8 protein-coding genes are annotated in these 10322 nt (G+C 59.2%); 7 read left to right on the plus strand and 1 reads right to left on the minus strand.

All coding sequences use genetic code 11. The annotated features are described in order from the left end of the window. Positions 1 to 15 precede the first annotated feature (15 nt). The 5 genes from HGI47_RS20585 to HGI47_RS20605 all read left to right on the plus strand — a co-directional run bounded on the left by HGI47_RS20585 (position 16) and on the right by HGI47_RS20605 (position 6633). Positions 16 to 789 carry a TonB family protein gene (locus tag HGI47_RS20585; RefSeq protein ID WP_168854655.1) on the plus strand — a complete coding sequence of 258 codons (774 nt, stop codon included), beginning with the start codon at positions 16 to 18 and terminating at the stop codon, positions 787 to 789. 199 nt (positions 790 to 988) lie between these two features. Then, a complete protein-coding gene (locus HGI47_RS20590; RefSeq protein ID WP_168854656.1) occupies positions 989 to 3397 on the plus strand; it encodes a glycosyltransferase family 4 protein in 2409 nt (802 codons plus the stop codon). 64 nt (positions 3398 to 3461) lie between these two features. Next, positions 3462 to 4667, plus strand: a complete 1206-nt coding sequence (locus tag HGI47_RS20595; protein WP_168854662.1) for a glycoside hydrolase family 130 protein — start codon at positions 3462 to 3464, stop codon at positions 4665 to 4667. An 83-nt stretch (positions 4668 to 4750) separates the two neighbouring features. Continuing rightward, positions 4751 to 5791: a mannose-1-phosphate guanylyltransferase gene (locus HGI47_RS20600; protein WP_168854657.1), complete on the plus strand. Its 1041-nt coding sequence runs from the start codon at positions 4751 to 4753 to the stop codon at positions 5789 to 5791. Then, on the plus strand, positions 5788 to 6633 hold the full coding sequence (locus tag HGI47_RS20605) for a class I mannose-6-phosphate isomerase (protein ID WP_168854658.1): 846 nt from the start codon (positions 5788 to 5790) through the stop codon (positions 6631 to 6633). Before HGI47_RS20600 ends, HGI47_RS20605 begins: the two co-directional genes overlap by 4 nt. On the opposite strand, the gene HGI47_RS20610 is transcribed toward HGI47_RS20605, so the two are convergent. Then, the gene (locus HGI47_RS20610) at positions 6602 to 7729 is read right to left on the minus strand and encodes a polysaccharide biosynthesis/export family protein (RefSeq protein ID WP_240950339.1); all 1128 of its coding nucleotides are present in this window, start codon (positions 7727 to 7729) and stop codon (positions 6602 to 6604) included. The two genes, HGI47_RS20605 and HGI47_RS20610, sit on opposite strands and share 32 nt — an antisense overlap. A gap of 186 nt (positions 7730 to 7915) precedes the next feature. Here HGI47_RS20610 and HGI47_RS20615 point away from each other — a divergent pair, with 186 nt between their 5' ends. Continuing rightward, positions 7916 to 9490 (plus strand): glycosyltransferase, encoded by a 1575-nt coding sequence (locus HGI47_RS20615; protein WP_168854660.1) that lies wholly within the window; start codon positions 7916 to 7918, stop codon positions 9488 to 9490. 111 nt (positions 9491 to 9601) lie between these two features. Beyond that, positions 9602 to 10246 (plus strand): DUF5672 family protein, encoded by a 645-nt coding sequence (locus HGI47_RS20620; RefSeq protein ID WP_370521808.1) that lies wholly within the window; start codon positions 9602 to 9604, stop codon positions 10244 to 10246. Positions 10247 to 10322 lie beyond the last annotated feature (76 nt).

Genomic DNA, 10322 nt, shown 5'->3' on the forward strand with positions numbered 1-10322 from the left:
AGGCAGACCAATCCTTTGAAGCGGACGCAGCGTGATCTGCGTTATGTTGCCGTGGTGGGTGAGCAACAATCCGATTCGCAGCGTTATGCCGACCAGACGGGTTCGGGCCGCAATCGCGTGGCTGCCACAGGGCTGGCGGTGGTCCTGCATTTGCTGGTGTTGTGGGGCGTGGTGCACGGCTTTGGCGGGGTGCCAGTGCTGCCTTTGCTTGAGCGGGACCGCTTCACCACGCAGACGTTCGACGTGCCGCTGGAAAAGCCCAAGCCGAGTCCGACCGCGCCCGATCCCGCGGGAGCGTCAGGCGAGGAGGGCAATAAGGCGATTGCCAAACCCGTGGTGGCAAAGGCGCGCGTTCCGGCCAAGAAACAGCCCGCTCCGCCGGTAGAGTCTACCGGAACGGCAGACCGCTCTGGCGCGGCGGCACAGGGGCAGGGCACGGGCGGCGGCGGTGAAGGCGTGGGCACCGGCAGTGGTGCCAGCGGTAACGGATCGGGCGGTGGGCTGGCGCGCAAGGCTGAAAAGATCGCGGGCGATATCCGCTCGACCCGCGATTATCCTGCCGCCAGCCAGCAGGCCCGCATCGGCAAGCGTGTCGTGATCCTGCTGACGGTTGAGGCGGATGGGCGCGTTTCGGACTGCAAGATATGGCGGGCCAGCGGCGTGCCGGAAGCCGACGCGGTGACCTGCAAACTGGCGAGGGAACGCTTCCGCTTTCGCCCGGCGACGGATGCAGAAGGCAATCCCGTTGCGTCCAGTTATGGCTGGGAGCAACGCTGGTTCGCCCCCTGATATTGCAGCGCAAATACCGGTAAAATGCGGCTGCGTCGCGCCAAAGCGATGAGTTGCCACGCATTTGCGATGGGAGACAAGCGAAGATTGCTGTTTTTGTTGCGCTGCAATGCAACCGGATTGCCCGGCCAGCGTTCATTCAGGGAGCGTACAAATCCAGCCACACGGCTGGCGTACCGTTTTCGGGAAACCCCTTCGCATGACGCCTTCCGATTTTTACGGCTGCGATCCTGAGGGCAGAAACCCCGTGCAGTTCGAGCGCGGTGAACGCCCCTCTTCGGGATCGATCATTCAGTTTTTGCGCAGGGACGGTGCTGGCAAGCCCTGTCGCATTGCGCTGATCGGTGGGCTCGCCCCGCGCAAGTGTGGCATCGCCACATTTACAACAGATGTGTTTGAGCAGCTTGGCGTGCATCATCCGGACATTGCTGTGGATGTGCATGTGATCGATGATCCGCTGGCCCCGCTCGAATACCGAGGCCATCGCGGCGTGATCCGCGCCGACCGTGTCGAGGATTACCGCGTCGCGGCCCGGCGCATCAATGAAGACGGGGTGGATGCAGTCTGGCTTCAGCATGAGTACGGTATTTTCGGTGGTGATTGCGGCGATCTGGTTCTGCAATTGGTCGATCGCGTGGCTGCACCGTTAATCGTGACTCTTCACACTGTGCTGGAAGCTCCGTCGCCCAAGCAACGCGCTATTGTCGACCATCTGGTACGGCGCGCTTCGCGCATCATGGTCATGTCGCAGCATTCGAAAGGCCTTTTGCAGCGGCTCTATGATGTCGCGACTGATCGTATTACGGTTATCGCGCATGGCGCGCCGGATCGCCCGTTTGGACGGGTCGATGCGCACAAGGCGCAATTAGGTCTGGCGGGCAAGCGGGTGATGATGACATTCGGCCTGATTGGCCCCGGCAAGGGACTGGAAACGGTCATCGAAGCGCTGCCTACCATCGTCGAGCGCCATCCAGATGTCGTCTATCGCATCGTTGGAGCAACCCACCCAAATCTCGTTGCCGCAGAGGGCGAGCGATATCGCGATGAGTTACACGCCCTTGCTGAAAACTTGGGCGTCGCTCACCATGTCGCATGGGAAAACCGCTTCCTCGACACTGACGAACTGCTCGACCATCTGGAAGCCTGCGATATCTACCTGACCCCGTACCCGAACTTGCAACAATCCACTTCCGGCACGCTGAGTTATGCGGTTGCTCTGGGCAAAGCCGTCGTATCGACACCCTATGTCCATGCGCGCGAATTGCTGGCTGATGACGTTGGCGTGTTGATCGACCCGCGCCGGGCCGATGTCATTGCAGATGCGGTCAATCGTCTGCTCGATGACCCCATTAGCCTTCAGGCGGTGCAGCGCCGCGCTTGGGAAAAGGGGCGCGAGACGATCTGGCCCTGCTTCGCAGCGGCTGCGCGCGATCTGGTCGAGAGTGTTATCGTCACGCCAACCAGCAATGTGCCACTGCTAGCCGTTCCCGGCTTTGCTGGAGTTACTGCCATGAGCGATGCGACCGGCATGTTGCAGCACGCGATTGGCGTGGTGCCGGACCGGCGGCATGGTTATTGCCTTGACGACAATGTGCGGGCGCTGATGCTGATGGGCGCGGCAGATGCGGTGCCACTGGCAGAGCGGCAGCGCTGGGCCACTGTCTATGCTGCCTTTATCCAGCATGCCTGGAATCCTGATGCGAGAGCATTCCGCAACTTCATGAACTTTGACCGGACATGGTGTGAAGATGTGGGATCGCAGGATAGCAATGGCCGTGCGTTGTGGGCGCTGGGCCATGCGATACGCCATGCGCCGGACGAGGGTTTGCGTCACTGGGCGCGCCAGTGGTTTGATATAGCGCTGCAGCCAGTGTCGACGATGGAATCGCCGCGGACTATTGCCTTTGCCATGCTGGGATGCCTTGAGGCGCTTCATTGCGATGGAGCGCACTCTGAGGCGAAAAATGTGCTCGAAAGAGGCGGAGAGGTGCTCGATGCTCTGCTGTCGGAAGCGCGCCGTCCCGACTGGGCATGGTTCGAAGCTGTGTTGGGCTACGATAATCCGCGCATGTCGCAAGCGCTGATTGGAGCAGGCACATGGCTGAACCGACAGGACTGGATCGCAAGCGGACTGTCCAGCTTGCGCTTTATTGCGCGGCAGCAGGTTTCGGCTCAAGGCCACTTCCGTCCGGTCGGTTCGGAAACCTTCGGACGCAGCCACGAGGTTCTCCCGTTCGACCAGCAGCCGCTTGAGGCGTGGGCCGCTGTCGATGCGGCAGCAACTGCGTGGCATGTAACGGCAGACCAGACTTGGCTGGCTCACGCCGAAATAGCCTATCGCTGGTTCCTTGGCGGAAACGATCGCGGCGTTGTGCTGGCTGACATCGTCAGTGGGCGGTGTCGTGATGGGGTCACTCCACAAGGCGTAAATCTTAACTGTGGGGCCGAGTCGATCCTTGCGTTCCAACTGGCACACTATGCAATGTGTGGCCTGCGCGAAGGATCGGGCGAGCGTGATCCGTTGAGCACTCTGCCAGTCAAAAACGTCACCGGCGACCACATCGGTGCGACAATAAGCAAGGGTATGCACAAACTTGCGAGTACTTGAACAACGGCTCCATGCCGATCCTTCGCGGGTCGTGCTGCGTCCATTTCATCTCGGCTGGCAAGGGATGGGCGGCGATCGTGCGCGCGCAGCCAAACTCGTTGCCGATATCGTCGCGCTGTCCGAAGATCAGGCGGATAGTGAATACGCAGAAGTTTTGCGCGATTTCGAGGAACGTCATTGGCAGACCGAGAAGCTTTTCGAGGAGCGCTACGCAGAGATTGAGGCCATGCTCGGCTTGCACGGATCGCCGATATCGCCCGCGCGCAAGCGATTGATCGGGGCCTATTTCTGCCATGAATACACGTATGCGGCGGCGGCCCTGATGAACCCCAGTATCGTCCCGCATCCCGATCAATCGGGCATGAACGAGGGCGCGGTCCGCTTCGTGATGAGCCTGCGCGCCGTGGGCGAAGGGCACATCAGTTCAATCGTGTTCCGCGAAGGTATCGCGAAGCGTGACGGTACTTTCGACCTCTGGCCGCAAAGCCACTTCGCCACATCGATGTTGCCGGACGATAGTCTCGCCGCCTGCCGCGCAGGAGACTGTGCCGTAACCTTGCACCGCCACGCCGACAGTAGTCTGACCAACAGCGTGATCTTCCCCGTCACGGAAAAGCAGGCCGGCGGACTTGAGGATCTTCGTCTGGTCCGGTTCGATCATGGCGATGGCGACTATGAATGGATCGGCACTTATACCGCCTATTCGGGATCGGCGATCCGCTCGGAACTGCTACGCACCCGCGATTTCCGCCGTTTCCTGCTGGAACCAATTCTCGGCCGCGCGGGCCGCAACAAGGGCATGGCGCTATTCCCGCAGAAGATCGGCGGACGCTATTGCATGGTCGGGCGCCAGGACGGAAAGAACCTTTACCTCCTGACCTCGGACGATCTGGAGCGGTGGGACGATGAAGGTGTGCTGCTGATGGAGCCGGAGTTCCCATGGGAGTTCGTGCAGATTGGCAATTGCGGCAGCCCGATCCTGACGGACGAGGGCTGGCTGCTGTTGACGCACGGCGTCGGCGCGATGCGGCGTTATGCCGTTGGCTGTGCGCTGCTTGATCGGGATAACCCTTCAAAAGTTATCGCGCGCACCTCGAAGCCAATTCTCACCGCCATTGATACCGACCGTTTCGGCTATGTTCCCAACGTAGTCTACACCTGCGGAGCGCTCATGGTCGGTAGCCAAATGCTTATGCCTTACGGAATTTCTGACAGCGCAGTTGGTTTTGCAACTCAATCCGTTTCGGAGTTGCTGGCGTTGATGCGATAATTCTCCTAGTGCTGCAGGCTGAGTGTGCACACGCAGCATGTGTATGCCAACGTCCGTCACTGATACTCTCACGTGGGCTGAAAATGATCGACATCGTTCCTGTAGTACTGTGCGGTGGAAGTGGAACACGGCTTTGGCCACGCTCGCGCAAGCAGAAGCCCAAACCGTTCTTGCCTCTTGTTGGTGAAACTACGCTCTTTAGCGCGACGGTGCTGCGCTGCCCGCGCAAGGATGGCTTTGCGCCCCCGATGATCGTCACCGGTGCATCGCATCTGGCCCATGTCGAAGACCAGTTGCCTGATCGCGCCAGCACCCGGATCATTGTTGAGCCTGAAGGTCGCAACACGGCCGCCGCAATTGCATTGGCCGCATTGTCGCTGCCGGAAGATGCGGTGATGCTGGTGTGCCCCAGCGATCATCATATCGGTGATTGCGATGCGTTCCGCACTGCTGCGAAGACTGCGGCGGCGCTGGCAGTAGAAGGGTGGCTGGTTTCGTTCGGCATCGTGCCGACCGCGCCGGAAACCGGGTTTGGCTATCTCAAACAGGGTGAGGCAATTGGCGGCGCGGGCGCATTCCGGGTTGAACGCTTTGTTGAAAAGCCCGATCTGGCGCGCGCGATGGAATTTCTGTCGAGCGGCGAATACGCGTGGAACGGCGGAATCTTTGCTTTTCGCGTGGGCACTTTCCTTCAGGAGCTGGGGCGCCACCGCCCAGCAATTCTTGAAGCAGTGCGAGCGGCAGTTGCAGCCGGTCGTCACGATGGCGCGCGCTTCTATCCCGATGCCGCTGCTTTCACCAAGGTGCCGAGCGAATCTGTCGACTATGCCGTGATGGAAAACACTGATCGCGCCGCAATGGTCCCTGCGGTCATGGCATGGTCCGATATCGGAAACTGGCAGGCCCTGCACGAAGCTCTGGCCTGTGACGAATCAGGCAATGCCGTGGATGGCGAGGCCGAATTGCGCGATTGCAGCAATGTTCTGGTAGTCAGCGATGGGCCGCGTGTGTCGGTCGTTGGCGCTTCGGATCTGATCGTCGTTGTCGATGGTGATGAAGTGCTGGTCTGCTCGCCCGCTGGTGCGCAGAATGTCGGCAAACTGTCCGGAGCGGCGAACCAGTGAGGCTGCTGGGCAAGAAGATTGTCGAGAAGCCTTGGGGCAAGAACGTTCTTCCACCGCAGTTCGATGTGCCCGCAGGCAAACGGGTTGGCGAAGTATGGTTCGAACCGCCGCCAGAACTCCCTGACATTCTGGTGAAATACATCTTCACCAGCGAAAAGCTTTCGGTGCAGGTCCATCCCAGTGACGAACAGGCCAAGGCGCTGGGCGAAAGCGATCGGGGCAAGGAAGAGTGCTGGCTGGTCATCGATGCCGAACCCGGTGCGACGCTGGGCATCGGGTTCAAGGAAGCAGTTGATTCCGGTACAATTCGCCGCGCGGCGCTTGACGGCACGATTGAAGATCTGATGCAGTGGTTCCCGGTCAAACCGGGCGACTTCTTCTATATTCCCGCCGGCACGGTCCATGCGATCGGAGCGGGTGTCAGCCTTGTTGAAATCCAGCAGAACAGCGACATCACCTATCGACTCTACGATTATGGACGACCTCGCGAACTACATCTTGAAAGAGGGCTTCAGGTCGCCAAAGGCGTCGCGCATAGGTCGAACTTGCGGCAGAGCATCGAGACGAGCGAGTCAGTTCAACTCACTGATGGACCATTCTTTTCCGTCGCGGTCGTAGCTGGCCAAGCGGTTGACGACGGGCCGCTTCATCTGGATAGGTCAACTCTAGTGATACCAGTTGGCCTTGATGTGACGATAGACGACTGCCGAGTTGGGCAAGGCCAAGGCGCGCTCGCGGGGAAAGGCGAAGAATTGCGCATTGCGAAGGCGGCAGGGGCGTGTCTGTTGGTGCAGCACGTTGCTCCACCCGTCAGTTCTGTAGTGTCTGCACCGCCGCGGTAACGGTCACCAGTGGTGTAAAGAGTTGGCTTACAAGCTGCAGCAATTTTCCGGGCTGGTTCGCCGAAGCATTGCCGATATACAGCACATCCTGATCCTGCATCGCAAAACGTTGCGCCAAGAGATACGAACCGGCGTTCATCATGTTAACATGATAAACCACCGGCGCGCTCCCGCCATTTTCGTCCTTCACATACCGGAACAAGAACACAGCAGCCGGATCACCGGTACCGGCACTGACCCCACCCGCCGAGGCGATCGCCTCGGCCAAGGACACGGAAGAGCGCGCGAAACCGATCTGCTCCACTTTGCCGGGCGCGCCCAGTACCGAATAGGACTGCGGTGCGTGGATCAGCATGAAACGGTCACCGGGATAGGCGGGTACGTCAAAAGAAGGGTTATCGATCAGTGTGTTGAAACGAATGTCCACCGTTCGGTTCTGCCGGACGACTCTCAAGATGAGGTCGCGCGCGTTACCGCGATAACCGCCAGCCAGCGCAACGACATCGGACAGCGTTTCATGATTGGTCTGCAATACCAAGCGACCGGGCCGGTTCACTTCACCACTGACGATCAACGAATTGGTTATGGACTGGATAAGTGTGACAAGGACTTTGGGATTCTGCGACAGTCCACGCAAAGACCTTTGAATCTGGCTTTCCACCTCACGTAGCGTGCGGCCCATCACACGCAGCTTTCCACCATATGGGATCGTTATATCGCCATTGTCATCGACCCGGCTGGGCGGCAGCTTCTGAACCTGCACTCCGGGACTGACGCCAGCGGCCGCACCATCCACACTCCCACTGCCCGAAGAGAAAAGCGTGACGCCCGCCTCGTAGATATTGATATCCAGCAAATCGCCTGGTCCGACCATGTCGGTTGGCGGCGGGGCAAGACTTGGCAAGCTGCCAGATGGAGTTCCGTTCTCGACGGATGGAATCTCGCTCAGCGAGCCAACTTCGACGATCCTTATCGGCATTTTGCCATCGGTCACGCGCAAGCTCTTTTCGATCTGCTTGCCCGTTGGCCCACTGGTTGGAAGGGAAGCGCAGCCGGCAAGCCCCGCAAGCAGGACGAGATGGGCGATTGTCTTCATCTGCATTGAAAGGGATACTCAGTTTGCAGGACCGTGGCAGTCGGGTGCCGGTAGCATCATCTTCGCGCACGCTGCAATAGCCGTGCGGCGAGGTCGGCTTCAACCTGGACCTTTTACGCGACGTTACGGGCAAGATCGGCTATCCGGTCTCGAAGCTCAATAGGATAGCATAGGTCGCTGAATGCGATGAACGGTTTAAGACTGAAGATCGTCGCACACCTCAATGCAGCGCGCAGCAAGCCAGCGGGCTGGTTGCTCGCCATGTGGTGGCTGGTTCTGGGCAAGCGTTTGCGCGCGAAAACGAAACTTGCAGCGTTGCTTGGGTCGACGCCGCAGGCCTATGAGTTGTGGTTGCTGGCTGAGCCAAGGCCGCCGCTAGATGAGAGCGGTAACGCTGCAATCATTGCGCTTGTGGACGCAGGTCAGGGCGAGGCGTCCACACTCCAAAGCGCAAGAACTCAAGGAATGCCCGCGTTCCTCGTCCGGGATGGAGTTCTGGATGAGGTTATCGATCAAATCGATTGGGCTTTGCGACCTTGGATAATGCCGATGACGGCCGGGGATAGTCTCTCGTCAGACGCAGTTGCAGCATATCGATTTGCCATATCGCAGTCCGGTTCGCGCATAATCTATGCAGACGACGATTTGATCGACATGCGCGGACGTCGGCATTCGCCTCATTTCAAGCCGGCATGGAACGCAGAGCTCCATCGCCATTTCGATTATGTTTCCGGGGCGTGCGTGGTGCAGTCCAGTGCCGATGTACTTCGACGGATCGCGGGGCCGGGGTGGATGTCGAGGCTGACTGCGGCGGTGACAACTGAAGCGGACGCAAAGCCGGTTCGGCTCCCGCATATTCTGCATCATCGACGTGATCGTACGATGCCGGTGGTACCGCGCCGTATGTCCGATGCCTCGGACAACACACCAAAGGTCACGGTCATTGTCCCGACTCGGAATCGGCTAGACTTGCTCGCCACATGTATCGCGGGCCTTGAGCGGACGAACTATGCCGATTTCGAGGTGATCATCGTTGATAATGGCAGCGACGATCCTGCCACACTTGCGTGGCTCGCCAAGCTTGATCGTAGCCGCTATCGCATATTGCGCGACGACGGGGGGTTCAATTTCTCGCGGCTAAACAACCGCGCGGTGGAGATCGCTGACGGCGAAGTTCTCTGTCTGTTGAACAATGATGTGGAGATGATCCGACCTGACTGGCTGTCCATTATGGTAAGGCAGGCGGTGCGCCCCGAAGTCGGGGCGGTCGGTGCGCAGTTGTTATATTCCGATGGCCGCATTCAACATGCAGGGGTTGTGATCGGGATTTGCGGCGGGGCAGCACATGCCCACCGCTTGCTGTGGCCAGACGACCAAGGCTATTTTTCCCGCCATGCTCTGCCGCAGTTCGTTTCCGCAGTTACAGCAGCCTGCCTTGTCGTGCGACGATCCAGCTATCAGGCCGTGGGTGGGCTTGACGAAGAGCGTTTTGCGGTGGCGTTCAACGATGTCGATTTCTGTCTGCGTCTCAATGCTAGAGGGTGGCAATCACTTTACGAACCGCGTGCAAGGTTGATCCACCATGAGTCTGTTTCACGTGGGTTTGACCGTGATCCTGCAGGCGCGTTGCGCTTCGCTGGCGAATTGGATGCACTAAAGACACAATGGGGCACAGATGACTTCGATGCTGATGTTGACCCTTTTCACCACCCACAGCTCAGCCGTTACAGTGAGATTTTTGCATTGCGGGCGGGAGAGTGAGTCTTGCGGATAGATCTACCACAAGTGACATTGTGCGCTGTCACGTCGGTTAATCTCGAGGCGACGGTTCAAGCCTTGAAAATCTCAATGGCGCACGTCGATTTTGGTGCGGTGAAACTGTTTACCGATGCTGAGGTCACACTGGATGATGATCGCATCGTTGTCGTTCCGATTCCTGCTCTGCGATCGTCCGCAGCCTATTCCCGGTTCTTGCTGGCCAATCTGCCCGATCACATCGGAACGTCCCATTGCCTCATCGCGCAATGGGATGGGTATGTTGCCAATCCCGAACGATGGCACCAGGAATTTCTGAAGTACGATTACATTGGCGCAAGCTGGCCCCAGTTCGATGATGGACATGACGTCGGCAACGGTGGATTTTCGATGCGCAGCCGCCGCCTGATGGAGCTGTGTCGACATGAAGCGTTCCGGGCGCATCATCCTGAAGACGTGGCTATTTGCCGCACCAACCGCGCATGGCTCGAAGCCAATGCTGTCCGCTTTGCCCCTAAGGCTTTGGCTGACCGGTTTTCGGCAGAGCGAACCGGGGATATCCGCACCTGCTTTGGCTTCCACGGCGCGTGGAACATGCCAGCGGCGATCGGCGCGGATGCGTTCTGGAGCATCTATGAAACGCTCGATGATCGCGGCACGATCTGGCACGATTTCGGCCTGATCGTGCGCGATATTTTGGGCGGCCCAAAAGGCTTGCGGCGTGCGCTGCGGATGCTGGCAGATCGCATTTGCAGGCGTTGAGTTACCTCACAGCAGGAAGTCGCCCTGATTGATGGCGGTGAGGACGCCGGCGGCACCGAAGCCGATGATGTCGGCG

Origin of the sequence: Novosphingobium sp. ERN07, assembly GCF_012641335.1 — a bacterium.
Classification (GTDB): Bacteria; Pseudomonadota; Alphaproteobacteria; order Sphingomonadales; family Sphingomonadaceae; genus Novosphingobium.

Bases quoted from the DNA above. Each gene is read 5' to 3' on its own strand.
- HGI47_RS20590 (WP_168854656.1), top strand. From the start codon at position 989: ATGACGCCTTCCGATTTTTACGGCTGCGATCCTGAGGGCAGAAACCCC.
- HGI47_RS20595 (WP_168854662.1), top strand. From the start codon at position 3,462: ATGGGCGGCGATCGTGCGCGCGCAGCCAAACTCGTTGCCGATATCGTC.
- HGI47_RS20600 (WP_168854657.1), top strand. From the start codon at position 4,751: ATGATCGACATCGTTCCTGTAGTACTGTGCGGTGGAAGTGGAACACGG.
- HGI47_RS20610 (WP_240950339.1), bottom strand. From the start codon at position 7,729: ATGAAGACAATCGCCCATCTCGTCCTGCTTGCGGGGCTTGCCGGCTGC.
- HGI47_RS20615 (WP_168854660.1), top strand. From the start codon at position 7,916: ATGAACGGTTTAAGACTGAAGATCGTCGCACACCTCAATGCAGCGCGC.